This window comes from Pseudomonas sp. MF6747 (genome assembly GCF_963890955.1).
GTDB lineage: Bacteria > Pseudomonadota > Gammaproteobacteria > Pseudomonadales > Pseudomonadaceae > Aquipseudomonas.
The window spans coordinates 221,828-243,140 of the sequence record NZ_CAWPSZ010000001.1 but is presented as its reverse complement, the minus strand read 5'-3'; the positions used below and the strand labels follow the sequence as shown (position 1 = coordinate 243,140).

Annotated in this window: 15 protein-coding genes; 9 read left to right on the top strand and 6 right to left on the bottom strand. The window is 62.2% G+C overall.

Annotated features, from left to right (window positions below; all coding sequences use genetic code 11):
* Positions 1-63: 63 nt before the first annotated feature.
* The 7 genes from AACW30_RS01100 (at position 64) to AACW30_RS01070 (ending at position 9,105) form a co-directional block, all read left to right on the top strand.
* A complete protein-coding gene (locus AACW30_RS01100; RefSeq protein WP_200622259.1) occupies positions 64-2,358 on the top strand; it encodes a heavy metal translocating P-type ATPase in 2,295 nt (764 codons plus the stop codon).
* Positions 2,359-2,374: 16 nt separating this feature from the next.
* Positions 2,375-3,238, top strand: coding sequence for a LysR family transcriptional regulator (locus AACW30_RS01095; RefSeq protein WP_106575716.1), 864 nt, complete (start codon positions 2,375-2,377; stop codon positions 3,236-3,238).
* 235 nt (positions 3,239-3,473) lie between these two features.
* On the top strand, positions 3,474-4,538 hold the full coding sequence (locus AACW30_RS01090; RefSeq protein WP_106575715.1) for a putative 2-aminoethylphosphonate ABC transporter ATP-binding protein: 1,065 nt from the start codon (positions 3,474-3,476) through the stop codon (positions 4,536-4,538).
* Between the two features lies 1 nt (position 4,539).
* Positions 4,540-6,246 carry a putative 2-aminoethylphosphonate ABC transporter permease subunit gene (locus AACW30_RS01085; RefSeq protein WP_200622257.1) on the top strand — a complete coding sequence of 569 codons (1,707 nt, stop codon included), beginning with the start codon at positions 4,540-4,542 and terminating at the stop codon, positions 6,244-6,246.
* Between the two features lie 22 nt (positions 6,247-6,268).
* Entirely contained in the window at positions 6,269-7,291 is a 1,023-nt protein-coding gene (locus tag AACW30_RS01080) for a putative 2-aminoethylphosphonate ABC transporter substrate-binding protein (RefSeq protein ID WP_106575713.1), read from the top strand.
* Positions 7,292-7,417: 126 nt separating this feature from the next.
* On the top strand, positions 7,418-8,551 hold the full coding sequence (locus tag AACW30_RS01075; RefSeq protein ID WP_200622255.1) for a TIGR03364 family FAD-dependent oxidoreductase: 1,134 nt from the start codon (positions 7,418-7,420) through the stop codon (positions 8,549-8,551).
* Complete coding sequence (locus AACW30_RS01070) at positions 8,551-9,105, top strand: phosphonate degradation HD-domain oxygenase (RefSeq protein WP_119737408.1); 555 nt, start codon at positions 8,551-8,553, stop codon at positions 9,103-9,105. The genes AACW30_RS01075 and AACW30_RS01070 overlap by 1 nt, the downstream gene beginning before the upstream one ends.
* Here the strand turns inward: AACW30_RS01070 and AACW30_RS01065 are convergent.
* The gene (locus AACW30_RS01065; protein ID WP_169367786.1) at positions 9,102-10,469 is read right to left on the bottom strand and encodes a GTPase/DUF3482 domain-containing protein; all 1,368 of its coding nucleotides are present in this window, start codon (positions 10,467-10,469) and stop codon (positions 9,102-9,104) included. The genes AACW30_RS01070 and AACW30_RS01065 overlap by 4 nt on opposite strands.
* A complete protein-coding gene (locus tag AACW30_RS01060) occupies positions 10,462-11,841 on the bottom strand; it encodes a DUF2868 domain-containing protein (RefSeq protein WP_200622253.1) in 1,380 nt (459 codons plus the stop codon). Before AACW30_RS01060 ends, AACW30_RS01065 begins: the two co-directional genes overlap by 8 nt.
* A gap of 69 nt (positions 11,842-11,910) precedes the next feature.
* Here AACW30_RS01060 and AACW30_RS01055 point away from each other — a divergent pair, with 69 nt between their 5' ends.
* The gene (locus AACW30_RS01055; protein WP_124418676.1) at positions 11,911-12,423 is read left to right on the top strand and encodes a dihydrofolate reductase; all 513 of its coding nucleotides are present in this window, start codon (positions 11,911-11,913) and stop codon (positions 12,421-12,423) included.
* 85 nt (positions 12,424-12,508) lie between these two features.
* On the opposite strand, the gene AACW30_RS01050 is transcribed toward AACW30_RS01055, so the two are convergent.
* Positions 12,509-13,900, bottom strand: a complete 1,392-nt coding sequence (locus tag AACW30_RS01050) for an L-cystine transporter (protein ID WP_106575707.1) — start codon at positions 13,898-13,900, stop codon at positions 12,509-12,511.
* Positions 13,901-14,141: 241 nt separating this feature from the next.
* Here AACW30_RS01050 and AACW30_RS01045 point away from each other — a divergent pair, with 241 nt between their 5' ends.
* Complete coding sequence (locus AACW30_RS01045; protein WP_200622251.1) at positions 14,142-15,200, top strand: haloacid dehalogenase-like hydrolase; 1,059 nt, start codon at positions 14,142-14,144, stop codon at positions 15,198-15,200.
* A 1,130-nt stretch (positions 15,201-16,330) separates the two neighbouring features.
* Here AACW30_RS01045 and ilvD read toward each other — a convergent pair.
* The 3 genes from ilvD to AACW30_RS01030 form a co-directional block, all read right to left on the bottom strand.
* Positions 16,331-18,172, bottom strand: coding sequence for a dihydroxy-acid dehydratase (gene ilvD / locus AACW30_RS01040; protein WP_200622249.1), 1,842 nt, complete (start codon positions 18,170-18,172; stop codon positions 16,331-16,333).
* Positions 18,173-18,431: 259 nt separating this feature from the next.
* Entirely contained in the window at positions 18,432-19,628 is a 1,197-nt protein-coding gene (locus AACW30_RS01035) for an MFS transporter (protein WP_200622247.1), read from the bottom strand.
* A 199-nt stretch (positions 19,629-19,827) separates the two neighbouring features.
* Positions 19,828-21,024 carry a class I SAM-dependent rRNA methyltransferase gene (locus AACW30_RS01030; RefSeq protein ID WP_003213799.1) on the bottom strand — a complete coding sequence of 399 codons (1,197 nt, stop codon included), beginning with the start codon at positions 21,022-21,024 and terminating at the stop codon, positions 19,828-19,830.
* Between the last annotated feature and the right edge of the window lie 289 nt (positions 21,025-21,313).

Below are 21,313 nucleotides of genomic sequence, written 5' to 3'. Positions count from 1 at the left end.
CTTGACCCTATAGTGGCTACAGGGTCTTTACTTGGCAACAGGCACCTTTACGGACGCGACAGAATGAGCGATTCCATCTACACCCCCAAAAAGCATGATCACAAGCACGATCATGACCATGACCATGACCATAGCCATAGCCACGATCACGGCGCCAAACTGACGCCGGTCAAAAAGCACGACCACGCCAGCCACGGCGACACGTGCTGCTCCAGCAAGGCAGCGCCTGCCGTGGTCACGTTGAGTGAAGCGCCGACTGCGGGCTCGCGCTTGAGCACTTTTCGCATCGAAGCCATGGACTGCCCCACCGAGCAGACGCTGATCCAGAACAAACTGGGCAAGCTCGCCGGCGTGCAGCAGCTGGAATTCAACCTGATCAACCGTATCCTCGGCGTCACCCATGACCTGCCGAGCACTGCGCCGATCATCGACGCGATCAAATCCATCGGCATGCAGGCCGACCCCATCGAAGAGGGCGCCCCCGCCGCCGCGCCGCCGGCCAAGAAACACTGGTGGCCGCTGGCGCTGTCCGGCGTCGGTGCGCTGGGCGCTGAAGTGCTGCATTTCACCGGCGTGGCCCCGACGTGGGTGATTGCACTGGTGGCGTTGGTGTCGATCCTCAGCGGCGGTCTCACCACCTACAAAAAAGGCTGGATCGCGCTCAAGAACCTCAATCTGAACATCAACGCGCTGATGAGCATCGCAGTCACCGGCGCGATCCTGATCGGCCAATGGCCGGAAGCAGCGATGGTGATGTTCCTGTTTACCGTCGCCGAGCTGATCGAAGCCAAGTCCCTGGACCGAGCGCGCAATGCCATCAGTGGCCTGATGCAGATGACCCCGGAACAAGCCACGGTGCAGCAAGCCGACGGCGGGTGGATCGAACAAGAAGTCAAAAGCATCGAGCTTGGCGCCATCGTGCGGGTTAAGCCCGGCGAGCGCATCGGCCTGGACGGTGAAGTCACCGCCGGCCAATCCACCATCGACCAAGCGCCGATCACGGGTGAAAGCCTGCCGATTGAAAAGGGCGTGGGCGATAAAGTCTTCGCCGGCACCATCAACCAGGCCGGTTCGCTGGAATACAAAGTCACCGCAGCGGCGAACAACTCAACGCTGGCGCGCATCATTCACGCCGTGGAACAGGCCCAAGGCGCTCGGGCGCCGACCCAGCGCTTTGTCGACACCTTCGCCAAGGTTTACACCCCGGCGGTGTTCTTGTTTGCCCTGGGTGTGGCGATTATCCCGCCGCTGTTCATGGCGGGCGTGTGGTTCGACTGGATCTACCGCGCCCTGGTGCTGCTGGTCGTCGCGTGCCCCTGCGCGTTGGTGATCTCCACCCCGGTGACCATCGTCAGCGGCCTGGCCGCGGCCGCGCGTAAAGGCATCCTGATCAAAGGCGGTGTATACCTGGAAGGCGGTTACAAGCTCGACTACCTGGCCCTCGACAAAACCGGCACGATCACCCACGGCAAGCCGGTGCAAACCGATTACCTGGCGCTGTTTCCCAATATCGAAGACAGCGCGCCGGCCCTGGCTGCCAGCCTGGCCGGGCGCTCCGACCACCCGGTGTCGTTGGCCATTGCCAATGCGGCTGTGGATAAAAACCTGCAGAGCCACGTTGTGGATAACTTCGAGGCCCTGGCCGGGCGTGGTGTGCGCGGCGATATCAACGGTGAAACCTATCACTTGGGTAACCATCGCCTGGTGGAAGACCTTGGCCTGTGCTCACCCGAGCTTGAAGAAAAGCTCTTCGCGCTGGAGAAACAAGGCAAGTCCGTGGTGTTGCTGCTCGACAAGTCCGGGCCGCTGGCGTTGTTCGCCGTGGCCGACACGGTCAAGGACAGCAGCCGCGAAGCCATCCAGCAACTGCACGACCTGGGCATCAAGACCCTGATGCTCACTGGCGACAACACCCACACCGCCCAGGCGATTGCGGCCCAGGTTGGTATCGACCAGGCCCAGGGCGACCTGTTGCCCACCGACAAACTGCAAGCCATCGAGACCCTCTACGGCCAAGGCCACCGCGTAGGCATGGTCGGCGACGGCATCAACGATGCCCCGGCGCTGGCCCGCGCCGAGATCGGTTTTGCCATGGCCGCCGCCGGTACCGACACCGCCATCGAGACCGCCGACGTGGCCTTGATGGACGATGATTTGCGCAAGATCCCGGCTTTCATTCGGCTCTCCCGGCAAACGTCGAGTATCCTCAAGCAGAACATCGCCCTGGCGCTGGTGATCAAGGCGATCTTCCTCGCAGTCACCTTCCTCGGCATGGCGACCATGTGGATGGCGGTGTTCGCCGACATGGGCGTAAGCCTGCTAGTGGTGTTCAATGGCCTGCGCCTGTTGCGCAAATAATTGATGTGAGGGTGGTGTGCTGAGTGCCGAGTTGAAGGCGTTTTTTATGGTCGCCCGCCTGGGCAGCATTACCCAGGCGGCGAAAAAACTCGGGCTGAGCCAGCCCACGGTGACTACCCAGATTCGCAACCTGGAAAGCCAATACGGCGTTGAGCTGTTCTACCGTGGCGGGCGCCGCCTCACCGTCAGCGACGACGGCGCGCGCCTGCTGCCGATGGTCAAGGCGCTGTTGCAGCAGGAAGCCGACATCGAGTTCTTCCTGCGCAACAACGGACAGGTCCAGGGCACGTTACGGATTGCCGCAACGGCGCCGTATTACATCCTCGACCTGGTCAAAGCCTTTCGCGAACGCCTGCCGCAAGTGGAGGTGTCGGTAGAAATCGGCAACTCCCAGCAGGTGCTCGAAGCGCTGGACGATTACCGCGTCGATGTCGCCGCGTCCTCCCAACTGCTGGAAGACCCCCGCCTGATTCGCCGCGTGCTCGGCACCGATCCTTTGGTGTTGGCGGTGCACCGCAACCATCCCTTGGCCAAGCTCGATCACGTGCCGCTCAATGCGTTGGCCGGGCATACCTTGCTGATGCGTGAGGCAGGCTCCACCACGCGGCGGCTGACCGAAGAAATGCTGCAGGGCGCCGGCGTGAGTTACGGGCCGCTGCTGGAGATTGGCAGCCGTGAGTCGATTCGCGAGGCGGTGCTGCGCAATATCGGCATCAGCATCATCGCTCGTCAGGAAGTGCCTCATGACCCGCAGTTGCGCGTGCTGACCATCGAGAACGCGCCGCAGATTCCGGAGTATTTGTACTGCCTCAAGGAACGAAAGTCGGCGCGCCTGCCGGCTGCGTTTCTTGGGTTGGCGCAGGAAATGTCGCCACTCTGAGATTTGCTGTGGCATTGCAATCGCCATCGCAGGCAAGCCAGCTCCCACCTTTGAATGCGTTCACAAATCAAAATGTGGGAGCGGGCTTGCCCGCGATGGCGTCAGCCCTGACGACACAGTCTCCAAATCCTACCCAAATCCACCAATACCACTATCACCGCGTTTTGCCTTCCTGCCACACCAGGTACGCATTGCCCACCTAGCATGGCCTTCATCAGTTTGATGAGGTGCCTCCATGAACACAGCCCTGACCCACCCCGGCGCGCCAATGACGGTGCGCGGTATCCAGAAACGCTTCGGTGCCTTCACTGCGCTGGACAATGTGTCCCTGGACGTCGCCGCCGGCGAGCTGGTGTGCCTGCTGGGCCCGTCCGGTTGCGGCAAAACCACCTTGCTGCGCTGCATCGCCGGCCTGGAACGCCAGGACAGCGGTGAGCTGCGCCTGGGCAACCGCGACGTTTCCCTGCTGCCACCGCAGGCGCGGGACTACGGCATTCTGTTTCAGTCCTACGCACTGTTTCCCAACCTTACCGTCGAGGCGAACATCGGCTACGGCCTCACCGGCAGCGGTCGCGATGAGGTGCGCACGCGTGTTGGCCAGATGCTCGAACTGGTCGGCCTGCTGGGCAGCGAAAAGAAATACCCCGGCCAACTTTCCGGCGGCCAGCAACAACGCGTCGCCCTGGCCCGTGCCCTGGCACCGGCGCCATCGCTGTTGCTGCTCGACGAGCCCATGTCGGCCCTTGACGCCCGTGTGCGCGAGCATTTGTGCACCGAGCTGCGCCAGCTGCAGCGGCGCCTGGGTATCACCACACTGATGGTCACCCACAATCAGGACGAGGCCATGCTGATGGCCGACCGCATTGCGGTGATGAACAACGGCAAGGTTGAGCAATACGCCACGCCCCAGGAAATCTACGACCGCCCGGCCACGCCGTTTGTGGCCGAGTTTGTCGGCCAGGGTAACTGGCTGCCGTTCAGCCGCAACAGTGCGAGTCATGCCCAGGTTGGCGGGATGAACATGCGCCTGGCCGACGATGCTGGCATGGCGAAATCCGGGCGCTTGTTCTGCCGCCCGGAAGCCATCAGCGTCAACCCGCCGGTGCATGAAGAAAACCTGTTCCCGGCCAAGGTTCGCGAGATCACGTTTCTTGGCAACCGCTGCCGCATGCGGTTTGAACTGGAACAATTGCCCGGCCACGCGCTGCTGGCTGAGTTGGCCCCGGAAGCCATGCCACGCCTGGGTGCCCAGGACATCTGGGTCGCCTTGCCGCCGCGCAGCCTGCAGGTGTTTGCCTGAGATGGCGGCTGTGATGACACTGCCGCGCCCGGTATCGCGCGCCGAAAACGGCGACCGTATTTTTGTGCTCGGCGGCAAACTGCTGTGGCTGGTGCTGCTGGGTGTCGCCGTATTGCTGCCATTGCTGGCGATCTTCTGGCGCGGTTTCAGCAGTGAAGCCGGGCAGGGCGGCGGTCTTGCTGCGGCGCGGGAAATGCTGACGAGCGCTAACTTCCACTGGCTGCTGGGCAATAGCCTGAAAGTCTCCCTGAGCGTGGCGGCTATCGTCGTACCGCTGGCCTACCTCTTTGCCTACGCCCTGCAACGCACGCTGATTCCCGGCAAAGCGATGTGGCGTGGTCTGTCACTGCTGCCGTTGATGGCGCCGTCGATGCTGCCGGGGATTGCGCTGGTGTACCTGTTCGGCAACCAAGGCCTGTTGCGCGGTGTGCTCTCGGACAATATCTACGGCTTCTGGGGCATTGTTCTGGGCGAGGTGATCTACACCTTCCCACACGCTTTGATGATCCTGCTGTCGGCTCTGTCGCTGGCGGATGCGCGGCTTTTCGATGCGGCATCGAGCATGGGCGCCAGCCCCGCGCGGGCGTTTCGCAGCATCACCTGGCCGGCCACGCGCCAAGCGGTGTTCGCTGCGTTTTGCCTGGTGTTCACCCTGACCATCACCGACTTCGGTGTGCCCGTCGTGGTCGGCTGCGATTATCAGGTGCTGGCGCTGGAAGCTTACAAGGCGGTGGTCGGCCAGCAACAGTTTGGTCGCGGCGCGTTGATCGGCATGGTGTTGCTGCTACCGGCGCTGTTCAGCTTTGGCGTCGATGCCTGGCTGCGACGTCGGCAGGGCGATGCCATGAGCGGCCGCGCCCAGGTGTTCCAGCCGGCACCGTCGCGGCTGCGCGATGGTTGCTACCTGGCCATTGTGTTGCTGATCTGCGCGGTGTTGCTGCTGGTATTCGGCATGGCGGTGTATTCCTCGCTGGTGAAATTCTGGCCGTACAACCTGTCGTTGTCGCTCAACCACTACCAGTTCGAAGACACGGCCGGCGGCGGTTGGCTGGCCTATCGCAACAGCCTGACCATGGCGCTGTGCACGGCGCTGATCGGCAGCGTGTTGATCTTCACCGGCGCCTACCTGATGGAAAAGACAAAAAGCCAGAAGGGCCTGAACCTGGCCCTGCGCATGCTCAGCTTTGTGCCGATGGCCGTGCCGGGCTTGGTGTTGGGCCTGGGCTACGTGTTCTTTTTCAATTTGGTCGGCAACCCGCTGCATGTGTTCTACGGAACTATGACCCTGTTGGTGGTGTGCACCATTGCGCACTATCTGACCACCGCGCAGATGACCGCGACCACGGCCTTGCGCCAGCTGGACAGCGAATTCGAAGCCGCCGCGCTGTCCCTCAAGGCGCCGTTGTACCGCCACTATCTGCGTGTCACCGTGCCGATTTGCCTGCCGGCGCTGCTGGACATCGTGCGCTACCTGTTTGTGTCGGCGATGACCACCGTGTCGGCCGCAATCTTCCTCTACAGCCCCGACACCATCCTCGCCGCCGTCGCCGTATTGAACATGGACGACGCCGGCAACGTGGGCGGTGCGGCGGCCATGTCGACCTTGATTCTGTTCACCTCGGCCGGCGTCTCGCTGCTGCTGGCGTGGGCCTCACGTGGCGCACTGCGTCGCTCACAAGCCTGGCGCCAGACCGCGCCCGGCCAATAAACATCCTTGAAGGAGGTGCTCCATGTTCAAGCCCCTGGCGCTGGTCGCTGCTGTACTCACCGCATTCAGCCTGAATGCCTTCGCCAAGACCGAGCTGACTGTGTACACGGCCCTCGAAGCCGAGCAGTTGAAGACCTACAAACAGGCCTTCGAAAAGGCCAATCCCGACGTCGAGATCAAATGGGTGCGCGACTCCACCGGCATCATCACCGCCAAACTTTTGGCCGAGAAAGACCGCCCGCAAGCCGACGTGGTCTGGGGCCTGGCTGCCTCTAGCCTGGCGATTCTCGATCAGCAAGGCATGCTGGATAACTATGCGCCGAAGGGCCTGGACAAGATCGGCAAAAACTACCGCGACGCTGCCAACCCGCCGGCGTGGGTCGGCATGGACGTGTGGGCCGCAACCATCTGCTTCAATACCATCGAAGCCGAGAAGCAGGGCCTGACCAAGCCGGTGAGCTGGCAAGACCTGACCAAGCCTGAGTACAAGGGCAAAATCGTGATGCCCAACCCGGCCTCTTCCGGTACCGGCTTTTTGGATGTCAGTGCCTGGCTGCAAACCTTCGGCGAGAAGCAGGGCTGGCAGTACATGGACGACCTGCACCAGAACATCGGCCAGTACGTTCACTCCGGTTCCAAGCCGTGCAAGCTGGCGGCCTCGGGTGAGTTCCCGATTGGTATTTCCTTCGAGTACCCCGCCGTTCAACTGAAACGCCAGGGCGCGCCGCTGGACATCATCCTGCCCAAGGAAGGCCTGGGCTGGGACATTGAAGCGACTGCTGTGATCAAGGGCACTGCCCACGCCGATGCGGCTAAAAAGCTCGCGGACTTCTCCGCCAGCGCGGCGGCGATGGACCTGTACAAAGACAATTTTGCCGTACTTGCCCAGCCCGGTATCGCCAAGCCGCAGACCGAATTGCCCGCCGACTATGAGCAACGCCTGATCAAGAACGACTTTGCCTGGGCCTCGAAAAACCGCGACAGCATCCTGACTGAATGGCGCAAGCGCTATGACGGCAAGTCCGAGAAGGTGGCCGGTCAGTAAGCTTTTCGTTAGGGCTGATGGCCTCTTCGCCGGCAAGCCAGCTCCCACATTTGACGGTGTTCATAAATCAAAAATGTGAGAGCTGGCTTGCCGGCGATAGCGGCTTCGAATTCAGGACACCATTTAATGACACAACACAGCGACTTATTGATCATCGGCGCCGGCATCCTCGGCCTGTCCCACGCCTACGCCGCTGCCAAGCGCGGCCTCAAGGTCAAGGTCTTCGAGCGCAGCGCCACGCCGCTCGGCGCCTCAGTGCGCAACTTTGGCCAGGCGCTGGTCACCGGCCAACCGCCGGGGCCGATGCTCGACCTGGCCCGGCAAAGCCGTGATATCTGGGGGCATTGGGCGCAGGTGGCCGGCCTGCAGCTCAAGCGCAAGGGCTCATACCTGTTTGCGCGTACAGAGGCGGAAGAACATCTGTTGGAAGCTTTTTGCGCCGGTCGTGCGCAGGCTTACGGCTACAACGTCGAGCTGCTGCAAGGCGCCGCGATGAAGGATTTATATGGCGGCCAGTTCCGCCATCACCGCGCCGCGCTGCATGGCAAAGACGATCAGCAGTTGTATTCGCGCGAAGCAATTCCGGCGCTGATCAACTACCTTCGCAGCGAATTGAAGGTGGAGTTTCATTTCTCCACGCTGGTGCGCGACGTTGAGCCCGGCCACGTGCACACCACGGCGGGGAGCTTTCGTGGCGAGCAGGTCATCGTGTGCTCCGGCCATGACTACCAAACCCTGCTGGCGGAATCGATCGCCGAACTCAACCCGAGTGTCTGTCGCCTGCAAATGCTGCGCGCCCGCCCCGTCGTTAACCTGAACCTGCAACACGCGTTGCTCACAGGTCTCAGTTGTGTGCACTACGGCGCCTTCGCCGATTTGCCGGAAGCTTCGCCCGTGCAGGCGCACATCCTGCGCGATTCACCGCATTTGCATGAACACGGCATTCACTTGCTGATCAGCCCGACGCCTTATGGCGAACTGATCATCGGTGATTCCCATGACTACGGCCGCGATGCCTCGCCGTTCAATACCGAGCAGGTCGATGACTGGATGATCGAACTGGCGCAGCAGACCCTGGGTTGCAAGGTTCAGGTGGTGGAGCGCTGGCAGGGCGTGTATGGCGCGCGTGGACCGGGGCCGTTTTCGTTCCTGCGCGTAGCACCGGGCGTGAGCGCGGCGTTGATGCACACCGGCGTGGGCATGAGCGTCGGGCCGGCGATGGCCGAACGAAACATCAGCACAATGTGGGGTGAGGCGTGATGAACCCGGAACAGGCGATTGCCGAACTCTTCGGCCTGTACGATCAACATGGCACGGCCGACTACATCGGCGAGCCGGTGTCGCAGATCGAGCACATGTCCCAGGCCGCACAGCTGGCGATGGCTGAGGGCTTTGACGATGAAGTGGTGCTGGCGGCATTTTTCCACGACATCGGGCACCTCTGCGGCCAGGGCGGCGAGAACATGGGCGGCTACGGCGTGGTCAGTCATGAGCGGCTGGGCGCGGATTATTTGCGCCGCGCAGGGTTCAGCGAACGCATGGCCAGGCTGGTGGAGTATCACGTGCAGGCCAAGCGTTACCTGACCTTCAGCCAGCCGGACTATTATGCCCGCTTGAGCGAAGCCAGCCGCCGCACCTTGGGTTACCAGGGCGGCGTGATGAGCGCCGAAGAAGCCCAGGCGTTCGAACAAGACCCGCTTTGCTCGGTGAGCCTGCGCATGCGCCACTGGGATGAGCAGGCCAAGGACATGCACGTGCCGGTGCTGGACCTTGAAGTGTTGAAGGCCAAGGCCCGGCGACTGCTTGCGGCTTAGCGTTCATCCAGGCGCAGGGCCAGCGCCTCGACCTGTTCCTGGCGCTCGGCCTGGCTGAGTTTGGCGTGAGGGTTGAGGGACGACCATTGCGGGTGCGCGCGGGCTTTATGCAGCGCGTCCGGCAGCTTGCCCTCGCGCCAGGTTTTGTCCTGGGGCGTGTCGACCTTGATGCTGTGCATCGCCGCATGGCCACGCAGGTTCAAGGCCTTGAGCAACTGGCGCTGGCGCAAGGCGAGCAGGCGCAGCACGCTGTCGTCGACGGTCAGCTCGCGATGGCCTTTGATCTTGCCCAGCAGACGGCTGCCGTAGCTGCGCGCGGTTTGCAGCGCACCGCCGGCAATCGCACCGGCAATCGCGGCGACGCCCAGGGTCAGGCCGCCAACCAGCAAATCCACGCCGGCCCCGGCGGCCGCGCCTGCGGCGATCCCACCGCCGACGCGCACGCCAAGTTGCTTGAGGGTTTCGGGGTTGAACAGGTCATCGCCCCAGCGGCCGTCGAGCAGCGGCAAGTCGCTGGCGGTGGCGTCCTGCGGGCGAAAGCCGAAGAGTTTGAGCAGGGCTTCCACGCATTTTTGTTCGCGCTGGCGCACGGCCTTGCGTAAATCGCTGATGGCTTGCTGTTCATCCTCGGTGACCACGCTGCGCCGGCACGCGGCGCAGTCGATCAACAATTCGGCGATCAACCGCGCGGCGCTCAGCTGGCGGGCCTGGCGCTGGGCTTGCTGATCGAGGATCAGCCGTTCCAGCTGCGGCCGCGCATTCTCCAGCAGCAGGGCCAGGCTTTCATACAGGCGACGCTCCCCGTCTTCCGGCGGCGCGACGCTGTCGAACCTCACCAGCGCGTGCAGGCCCAGGCGGGCCAGGGCTTCGCGCCAGTCGGGTTCGCGGTGGTTGCTGCTGCTGACAAAATTGAGCACCGGCAGCAGCGGCTTGCCGCAACTGGCCAGCACTTGCAGCTCGTCGCGGTACTTGGCCAGCACCGGCTCGCGAGCGTCGATCACATACAGGCCGGCGTCGCAGGCCAGCAGTTGGCGCAACACCTTGGCCTCCTGTTCGAAACGCTGGCGCGCTTCGCTGCCTTCCAGGAAACGCGCCAGGCGTGCCGGGCCGTCCAAGCGCTCGCCGGGGCGATCCAGGCGCTCCAGGTAATCAAGCAGGGCAATCGCGTCTTCCAGCCCGGGCGTGTCGTACAGCTCCAGCAAGGCTTCGCCGTCGACCGACAACCGCGCGCCTTCCACATGCCGCGTGGTGCTGGGGCGATGGGAGACTTCGCCGAAGCCGACGTCACGGGTCAGCGTGCGCAAAAGCGACGTCTTGCCGACATTGGTGTGGCCGACCACGGCCAGTTTCAGCGGTTTAGTCATGACCGGTCTCCAGCCATGTGAGCGGCGCGCAGTCGGCGAAGGGCAGTTCGAGTTGGTGCAACGCGGCGTGCCAATCGCCAAGGCGCTCGGCGTCCAGCGCCTGGCCGGGCGGTGCCTGCAGCAGCCACACGCGGGTGGCCGTGGCGCTGCGTGCCAGTTCGGCGATCAGCGCCAGGCTGCCACGGTCAGGCGAGCGACGAGGGTCGCAGGCGATGGCCAGGCGTGCGGGTGGAAAGCGCGTGAGCTGTTCCAGCAGTTTGTTGCGCGATTCGCGGCTGTCCAGAATGCCGGCGTTTTTGATGCTGGCCGGTAGTTTGGGCGGCCACGGGTGCTGATCATCGAGTTCGATGGCCACCAGCAAGGCGCCGTCGCTCTCCAGTTCGCTGACGCCGCCGCTGACGTGGTGCAGCTGTTCAGGCGCTGCATCGTTGACACCGAGCCGCTCGCTGCTTGGCATCAGGCGTTCGCGCAACGCGCTGTAGCCGGGCAGGTTGAGGTCCAGGTGCAGGGCGGCGCGCCCACGTTTCCAGCGCCACAGGCACAGCAGCGCGAGGATCAACCGCGGCAGCAGGCCGTACACCAGCAGCACGCCCACCAGCCAGGCGGCCCAGGCCTGCCGTGCGCTTTCGATATTCAGGGCGGAGTCGCCGCTGGCGCGGATCATGTCGACGGTCGGCACGTTAAAGCCCAGCAGCGCGGGCAGGCTGCCGAGGGCTTGGGTGACGGCGACAAACGTGTCGGCGCTCAGGATGGTGGTTTCCCACACAAAACCGTAGCGTCGGGTGGCCAGCAGTGTCAGCAAAATCACCATGGCACTGAGCAATGCCAGCAGCCACAGGCTGTTGACCAGCACACCCACTGCCCAGCGATTGAGTTTGTGGCGTTGCAGCAACAGCAGCAGCGCCGGCGCCAACTGAGCCGCCTTGGCATCACGCGCGAATTTTTCGCTGAGCCACAGCCACAGGCGGCCGAGGCTGGCGCTGTGCTCGCCGGCAAACGCCAGGCCCAAGGCCCAGCTCAGCAGCAGAATCAGGTTCAAACCGAGCAGACTGCCCAGCGCCCAGAACACATTCACCGGAGTCAGGCCGTTACCCAGCGCAGCAAACGCCAGGCCGGCGCCGCTGATCACCGCGACCACGGCCAGCAGCACCAACGCCAAACGGGCGCCTTGCAGCCAGCGGGTGAGGGCGCCGGTCAGTCCGTCGCGCTCGGCCAAGTGCAGGGCGCGCGCCTGGATGCGCGTCGGCAAGTCGCCGCCGGCCGTGCGGGCCAGGCGGTTGGCTTCCAGGTCTTCGAGTGGGCCGGCGTGTTCTTCACGCAGGCGTACGGTTTCTGTCAGCCAAAGTGTGTGCAGGGGAGTCAGAGCAGTCACGCGCCGTCCTGTTGAGCAAGTGAGGTTGGAGCATAACCGCAGACTCGCAGCTCTGGTATTCTCGTCGCCATGAAAAAAACTCTCCCTTTAAGCCTGATCGCAGCCCTCGGTGAAAACCGCGTGATCGGCGTCGACAACAGCATGCCCTGGCATTTGCCGGGGGATTTCAAATATTTCAAGGCCACCACGCTCGGCAAGCCGATCATCATGGGGCGCAAGACCTGGGATTCACTGGGCCGACCGTTGCCGGGGCGCTTGAACATTGTGGTCAGCCGTCAGACCGATCTTAAGCTTGAAGGTGCGCAAGTTTTTCCGTCGCTGGCTGCGGCGGTGGAACGGGCTGAGGCCTGGGCGCTGGAGCAGGGCGTGGATGAGCTGATGCTGATCGGCGGTGCGCAGTTGTATGCGCAAGGGTTGGAGCAGGCGGATCGCCTGTATCTGACGCGGGTTGCGTTGAGCCCGGAAGGGGATGCGTGGTTTCCCGAGTTTGATCTGAACCAGTGGAAGCTGGTGTCGAATGTCGAGAACCCGGCCGAGGGCGATAAGCCCGCGTACAACTTCGAAGTCTGGGAAAAAGCCTAAAAGCATCGGGGGCAAGCCCCCTCCCACACTTGATCGCGTTCGATCGGTCAACTGTGGGAGGGGGCTTGCCCCCGATAGCGGTCTATCAGGCTTGCGCTAACTCCGCATGCTCATCGGCATTCAGCAACGCTTTATCCGTCTGCCCCATGATCTGGCTGGTAATCGCACCCGCCGTCATCGAACCGTTCACGTTCAGCGCCGTACGGCCCATGTCGATCAGCGGCTCCACGGAAATCAGCAGCGCCACCAGTGACACCGGCAAGCCCATCGCCGGCAGTACGATCAGCGCGGCAAAGGTCGCGCCGCCGCCAACACCGGCCACACCGGCCGAGCTCAAGGTCACAATCGCCACCAGGGTCGCGATCCACAGCGGGTCCAGTGGGTTGATGCCTACGGTCGGTGCAACCATCACCGCAAGCATGGCCGGGTAGAGACCGGCGCAACCGTTCTGGCCGATTGTGGCGCCAAACGAGGCGGCGAAACCGGCAATTGATTGCGGGATACCCAGGCGGCGGGTCTGCGCTTCAATGCTCAGCGGGATCGCGGCTGCGCTGGAGCGGCTGGTGAAGGCAAAGGTCAGCACCGGCCACACCTTGCGGAAGAAGCGCAGCGGGTTGACCCCGGCCAGCGACAGCAGCAGGCCGTGCACCACAAACATCAGGCCCAGCGCCAGGTACGACACCACCACAAAACTGCCGAGCTTGATGATGTCTTGCAGGTTGGAGCCGGCGACCACTTTGGTCATCAGCGCCAGCACGCCGTAGGGCGTCAGCTTCATCACCAGGCGCACCAGGCGCATCACCCAGGCTTGCAGGGTGTCGATGGCGTTGAGCACTTTCTGGCCTTTTTCCACGTCGTCCTTGAGCAGTTGCAGCGCGGCAACCCCGAGGAACGCAGCAAAAATCACCACGCTGATGATCGACGTCGGCTTGGCCCGGGCCAGGTCGGCAAACGGATTGGCTGGCACGAACGACAGCAGCAGCTGCGGGATATTCAGGTCGGCGACCTTGCCTGCGTAATCGCTCTGGATCACTTGCAGGCGCGCCATTTCCTGGGTGCCGGCCACCAGGCCTTCGGCGGTGAGGCCGAACAGGTTGGTCAGGCCGATACCGATCAGCGCCGCAATCGCTGTGGTAAACAGCAGCGTGCCGATGGTCAGGAAGCTGATCTTGCCCAGGGACGAGGCGTTGTGCAGACGCGCCACGGCGCTGAGGATCGAGGCGAACACCAGCGGGATCACGATCATTTGCAGCAATTGCACGTAACCATTGCCGACCAGATCAAACCAGCTGATCGAGGCTTTGAGCACCGGGTTGCCGTCGCCATAAATCGTGTGCAACGCCGCGCCGAACAGCACGCCGAGCACCAGCGCAAACAGGACCTTTTTAGCGAGGCTCCAGTGTGTGTGACGCGTTTGTGCCAGGCCCAAAAGCAGGGCCACGAACACCAGTACGTTGAGAATCAGGGGCAGATTCATTGAAGCTCCGTTGAGAAGGCAGCCAATCGCGTGAGCCTGCGATTGCGAACCGGAAATCCTAACAGCTTGAAATATATTGATTTAATACCGATATGGAATGGTGACTGTCGTTTTTGGAATAAGCGTTTGACGCTCAGGCACACGCTCTTGGCGCAATCACGACGCAAGCGGTCGTGCTCGGGCGATAACTGTCACACAGATTTGTTAGCGTCGATGTCTTTCACTCAGGGAGAAAACGCTTATGAAGCTCGCGCCAACACTACTGGCCGCCGCCTTCTGCTTGGGCCTCACCAGCCAGGCATTTGCCGCCACCGAGTTAAAGCACTGGCCGGCGCCTGCCGCCGAGCAACTGAACAAGATGATCGCCGCCAACGCCAACAAAGGTAACTTCGCGGTGTTCGACATGGACAACACCAGTTACCGTTACGACCTCGAAGAGTCGCTGCTGCCGTACCTTGAGAACAAAGGCCTGATCACCCGCGACACCATGGACCCGTCCCTCAAGCTGATTCCTTTCAAAGACACCGCCGACCACAAGGAAAGCCTGTTCAGCTACTACTACCGACTCTGCGAAGTGGACGACATGGTCTGCTACCCGTGGGTTGCGCAGATTTTCTCCGGCTTCACCCTCAAGGAACTCAAGGGCTACGTCGACGAGATGATGGCGTCGGGCAAGCCGGTGCCGGTCACCTATTACGACGGTGACGTGGTCAAGACCATGGACGTGCAGCCGCCGAAGGTCTTCACCGGCCAGGCTGAGCTGTTCAACAAACTGATGGAAAACGGCATCGAGGTGTATGTGATGACCGCCGCATCCGAGGAGTTAGTGCGCATGGTCGCTGCCGATCCCAAGTACGGCTACAACGTCAAACCCGAGAACGTCATCGGCGTGAGCACCTTGCTCAAGGATCGCAAGACCGGCGAGCTGACCACTGCGCGCAAACAGATCGCCGCCGGCAAATACGACGAAAAAGCCAACCTCGGCCTGGAGCTGACCCCGTACCTGTGGACCCCGGCGACCTGGATGGCCGGCAAGCACGCAGCGATCCTCACCTACATTGATGAGTGGAAAAAACCGGTGATCGTGGGCGGCGACACCCCCACCAGCGACGGCTACATGTTGTTTCACGATGTGGACGTGGCCAAGGGTGGCGTCCACCTGTGGGTCAACCGCAAGGATAAATACATGACCCAACTCAACGGCATGATGGCCAAGCACGCAGCGGCCCAGGCCAAGGAAGGGCTGCCGGTGACGGCGGACAAGAACTGGGTGATCGTCAAGCCGGACGAGATTCAGTAAGACCGAGCCGCCTGCTTCGCGAGCAAGCCCGCTCCCACATTCGACCGCATGCACAAGCTCGAACCCGGTCACCTGTGGGAGCGGGCTTGCCCGCGAAGGCTTTGTGTCAGGCCCTACAGAGGCGGCTGGCCCACCGCTATCGCAGGCAAGCCAGCTCCCACATTCAACCGCATGCTTAAGCCGGAACCCGATCAACTGTGGGAGCGGGCTTGCCCGCGAAGGCTTTGTGTCAGGCCCGACATGAGTCAGCTGACCCACCGCGATCGCAGGCAAGCCAGCTCCCACATTCGACCGCATGCTTAAGTTCGAACCCGGTCACCTGTGGGAGCGGGCTTGCCCGCGAAGGCTTTGTGTCAGGCCCTGCATGAGGCGGCTGGCCCACCGCTATCGCAGGCAAGCCAGCTCCCACATTCAACCGCATGCTCAAGTTGGAACCCGATCAACTGTGGGAGCGGGCTTGCCCGCGAAGGCTTTGTGTCAGGTCCTGCATGAGTCAGCTGACCCACCGCTATCGCAGGCAAGCCAGCTCCCACATTCGACCGCATGCACAAGCTCGAACCCGGTCACCTGTGGGAGCGGGCTTGCCCGCGAAGGCTTTGTGTCAGGCCCTGCATGAGTCAGCTGACCCACCGCGATCGCAGGCAAGCCAGCCCCCACATTCGACCGCATTCTCAAGTTGGAACCCGATCAACTGTGGGAGCGGGCTTGCTCGCGAAGGCGGTGTGTCAGGCAGTACATGAGTCAGCTGACCCACCGCGATCGCAGGCAAGCCAGCTCCCACATTCGACCGCATACGCATGTTGGAACCCGATCAACTGTGGGAGCGGGCTTGCCCGCGAAGGCGGTGTGTCAGGCCCTGCATGAGTCAGCTGACCCACCGCTATCGCAGGCAAGCCAGCTCCCACAATTCGACCGCATTCTCAAGTTGGAACCCGGTCAACTGTGGGAGCGGGCTTGCCCGCGAAGGCGGTGTGTCAGGCAGTACATGAGTCAGCTGACCCACCACTATCGCAGGCAAGCCAGCCCCCACATTCGACCACACACGCATGTTGGAACTCGGTCTACTGCTGAAGGGTTTATCCAGCCAAAAAAATGCCCCGCACGTGGCGGGGCATTTTCATGCGCGAGGCTTACAGGCCGTCGAGCATCGCTTTGTTACGCACAGCGCCTTTGTCGGCGCTGGTGGCCAGCAGGGCGTAAGCCTTCAGCGCGGTGGTGACTTTGCGCGGACGCTTCTCGACCGGTTTCCAGCCTTTCTTGTCCTGCTCGACCCGGCGCGCGGCCAGCTCTTCGTCGCTGATCAACAGGTTGATCGAGCGGTTCGGAATGTCGATCAGCACTTTGTCACCGTCCTGCACCAGGCCAATCGCGCCGCCGGCAGCAGCTTCTGGCGAAGCGTGGCCGATGGACAGACCCGAGGTGCCGCCGGAGAAACGGCCGTCGGTGAGCAACGCACAATCTTTGCCCAGGCCTTTGGATTTCAGGTACGACGTCGGGTAGAGCATCTCTTGCATGCCCGGGCCGCCTTTCGGGCCTTCGTAGCGGATGATCACGATGTCGCCGGCTTTGACTTCGTCGGCGAGGATGCCGCGCACGGCGCTGTCCTGGCTTTCGAAGATCTTGGCGTTGCCTTCGAACACGTGGATGGATTCATCCACACCGGCGGTTTTCACCACGCAGCCATCCAGCGCGATGTTGCCGTACAGCACGGCCAGGCCGCCTTCTTGCGAGTAGGCGTGCTCGACACTGCGGATGCAGCCGTTTTCACGGTCGTCATCGAGGGTGTCCCAGCGGGTGGACTGGCTGAACGCCGTTTGCGTCGGGATGCCGGCCGGGCCTGCCTTGAAGAAGTGATGCACGGCTTCGTCGGTGGTCTGGGTGATGTCCCACTTGGCGATACCTTCGGCCATGCTCGTGCTGTGCACGGTCGGCAGGTCGGTGTGCAACAGGCCGCCACGGGCCAGCGAACCGAGGATCGAGAAGATCCCGCCGGCGCGGTGCACGTCTTCCATATGGTACTTCTGGATGTTCGGCGCGACTTTGCACAGTTGCGGCACGTGGCGGGACAGACGGTCGATGTCGCGCAGGTCGAAATCGATCTCGGCTTCCTGGGCGGCGGCCAGCAAGTGCAGGATGGTGTTGGTGGAACCGCCCATAGCGATGTCCAGGGTCATGGCGTTTTCGAACGCCTTGAAGTTGGCGATGTTGCGCGGCAGCACCGACTCATCGTTGTCGGTGTAGTAACGCTTGCACAGCTCGACGATGGTACGGCCAGCCTGCAGGAACAGCTGCTCGCGGTCGCTGTGGGTGGCCAGCGTGGAACCGTTGCCCGGCAAGGCCAGGCCCAGGGCTTCCACCAGGCAGTTCATCGAGTTGGCGGTGAACATGCCGGAGCACGAACCGCAGGTAGGGCAGGCGCTGCGCTCGTATTCCGCGACTTTCTCGTCAGACGCGCTGGAATCGGCGGCGATGACCATGGCGTCAACCAGGTCGAGGCCGTGGGAGGCGAGTTTGGTCTTGCCGGCTTCCATCGGCCCGCCGGAGACGAAGATCACCGGGATGTTCAGGCGCAGGGAGGCCATCAGCATGCCGGGGGTGATCTTGTCGCAGTTGGAGATGCACACGATGGCGTCGGCGCAGTGGGCGTTGACCATGTATTCCACGGAGTCGGCGATGATCTCGCGGCTCGGCAGCGAATACAGCATGCCGTCATGGCCCATGGCGATGCCGTCATCCACGGCGATGGTGTTGAATTCTTTCGCCACGCCGCCGGCGCGTTCGATCTCGCGGGCGACCAGTTGGCCCAGGTCCTTGAGGTGGACGTGGCCGGGTACGAACTGGGTGAACGAGTTGGCAATCGCGATGATCGGCTTTTTGAAGTCGTCATCTTTCATCCCCGTGGCACGCCACAGTGCGCGCGCGCCGGCCATGTTGCGGCCGTGGGTGGATGTTTTCGAGCGGTAATCAGGCATGAAGCACTCCGGGCGGCTAATCAAGTACTAAAGGGAAGTGAGCCTCTATTGGCGTCTGGAACACTCAGAAAATGGCTGTGTGTCCAAACGTTGCCACTCGCGTCGCGGGATCGCCGCGTGCTTGGGCCTCGAGCTCATAAACCCGCCGGGGGATGACTGGCGATGAATAGGGTCGATTCTACACCGCTGGCGGCCGGAGGGAATGGCCGCCAGCGTGTAGATAGCGCTTACGAGACGTGTGGGTATGCAAGTTTCATGGTCAGCGGCCGACCCGCGCGTTCGTCACCACGCCCCAAACGCTGAACACGATGAAGCTGATGGCGATGGTCATCAGCAGGTTGGCCCCGGCTTGGGCGAGGGCGGCGCTGCTGACGGCAGCGGTGATGAACATGATGCTGTTGCCGGCCGAGGCGGCGGTGCCGGCGCTGCTGGAGAACAGCAACATGGCGGCGGAAATCGCGGCGGGGCGAACCAGAGTTACGGCCAGGGCGCTGATCAGCATCGGGATCAGCAGGGTGATGGTGGTGATAGCCCCAAGACCGACGATCAGCATCAGAAGCACGCCTGCGATAAGCAGCAATCCAAGGCCGATGTTGATTTGCCGGGACAGCGAAATGCGTTTTTGAAGATACGACGCCGCCAAGCCACCGAGCAGATAGGCCACGCCATACACCATGAGTACCAGTGCGTACTGGTATTCGGAGAGTTTCAACGAGTCCATGAAAATCAACGGTGTCACGCTGATCAAGGCGAAGTAGCAGGCGAACACCAACGCGGCGATCCACCAGTAACGCAGGAAGTCGCGATTGGTCGCGACATCTTTCAGCGTGCCGATGATCGACACCGACGTGCGGTGCGGGCTGGCGGACTTGGAGGGCAGTATGCAGAACGCATGGATCAACATGCCCAATGCCATCAGTGCGAATCCATAGAAACTACCTTGCCAGTCGAAGGTGGTTTGCAACCAGGAGCCGATCAGCGGTGACAAAGCGACGAACGAGCCGCTCAGGGTCATGTAGTAGAGGCGCACACGGGCTCTATCCTGTTCTTCGAACAGGTCTTCCACTAACGCGTGGCCCAGTACGAAGAAGCCGCAACCCATGGCCTGGACCGAGCGAAACAGCAGGAAGCTCAGGTAGTCCGTCGATAATGCGCAACCGATCGCACCCAGGATCGACAGCGTGATGCAACCGAGCAAGACTTCCTTGCGGCCCCATTTATCCGACAGCGGGCCGGCGACCAGTTGGGAAATCGAAAAAACCAGCGTGAACAGGCTGATGGATAGCGCGACATCTGCGCTGGGCATGTCGAATCGGGCGGCGAGGGCCGGGAATGAGGGCAGCAGGATATTGATCGGGAAAAAGCTGATCAGCGAAATGCAGGTGATGAGGATGAAGCGCGAGAGATGTTGGCGTTTTACGTCGCCGTGGGGCGGCGAATAAGAGGAATCAGACATTGTTGTTATTTTCCGGAGTAAAACCAGAAACCGATACTAGTCTGCGAAAAATGGAATTCAATCAAAACCGTTGCGGGAAGCTATATGGACTTGTGTGGGAGCCGGGCTTGCCCGCGATGCAAGCACCTCGGTATGTCAGATACCCTGCGGTGATGCTATCGCAGGCAAGCCAGCTCCCACATTTGGTCCGCGATGTTGCTTAGCTATTCGGCAACAACCGGCACGTAATGCTCTTGATATACCGAGTCTCGGCAATCGCCGGGTGCACCGGGTGATCCGGGCCCTGGCCGCCGCGTTCGAGCATCTGGATATTGCGGTCCAGGTGACGGGCGCTGGTCAGCAGGATGTTTTGCAGGTCGTCTTCCGGCAGGTGCATTGAGCACGACGCGCTGACCAGGATGCCGTCCTTGCTGAGCAGGCGCATGGCTTGCTCGTTCAGGCGGCGGTAGGCGCCTTCGCCGTTCTTCATGTCTTTCTTGCGCTTGATGAAGGCAGGCGGGTCGGCCACGATCACGTCGAAACGCTCTTCGCTGGCTTTCAGCTCTTTGAGGGCTTCGAACACGTCGCCTTCGATGCAGGTCATCTTCTCGGCAACGCCGTTCAGTGCCGCGTTGCGCTCAACACCGTCGAGGGCGAAGGCCGAAGCGTCGACGCAGAACACTTCACTGGCGCCGAAGGCTGCAGCTTGCACGCCCCAGCCGCCGATGTAGCTGTACAGGTCCAGCACGCGTTTGCCTTTGGCATACGGGGCCAGGCGGGCGCGGTTCATGCGGTGGTCGTAGAACCAGCCGGTCTTCTGGCCCTGGATTACCGGGGCTTCGAATTTCACGCCGTTCTCTTCCAGCGCGACCCATTCCGGCACCAGGCCGAACACGGTTTCAACGTAGCGGTTGAGGCCTTCGGCGTCGCGCGCGGCGGAGTCGTTCTTGAACAGGATGCCGCTTGGCTTGAGCACTTGGGTCAGGGCGGCGATCACGTCTTCTTTGTGGGCTTCCATGGTCGCCGAAGCGATCTGGACGACCAGAATGTCGCCGAAACGGTCGACCACCAGGCCTGGCAACAAGTCGGAGTCGCCATACACCAGGCGGTAGAACGGCTTGTCGAACAGACGGTCACGCAGCGACAGCGCGACGTTGATGCGGTGCACCAGCAGCGACTTGTCCAATGGCAACTTGATGTCGCGCGACAGCAGGCGTGCGCAGATCAGGTTGTTCGGGCTCATGGCCACGATGCCCAGGGTCTTGCCGCCGGCCGCTTCCAGGATAGCCTGGTCGCCTGCCTGGAAGCCGTGAAGTGGGGTGGCGGCCACGTCGATTTCGTTGCTGTAGACCCACAGGTGGCCGTTGCGCAAACGACGATCGGCGTTGGCTTTGAGACGCAGGCTTGGCAGGGACATGACGTCGCTCCGGAAAAAAGAGCGGGAGTATACCGTGTTGTGCATGAATTCGCGGCGCCGCCGGATATGTGGGAGCGGGCTTGCTCGCGAAAGCAGTGGATCAGCCACTGTATTGGGTGACTGAAACCGGGCTTTCGCGAGCAAGCCCGCTCCCACATTTGATCCGGTTTCAGTTCGGCATTTGGGTGTCGGTCAAGTCTTCATAAGGGTTAGAATCCCCGCCTAGCCCAGAGTGTGTACTTATGTCCCAAGAGCTTTCCGCCGAGCAGATCCAACAGGCCCTGCAAGG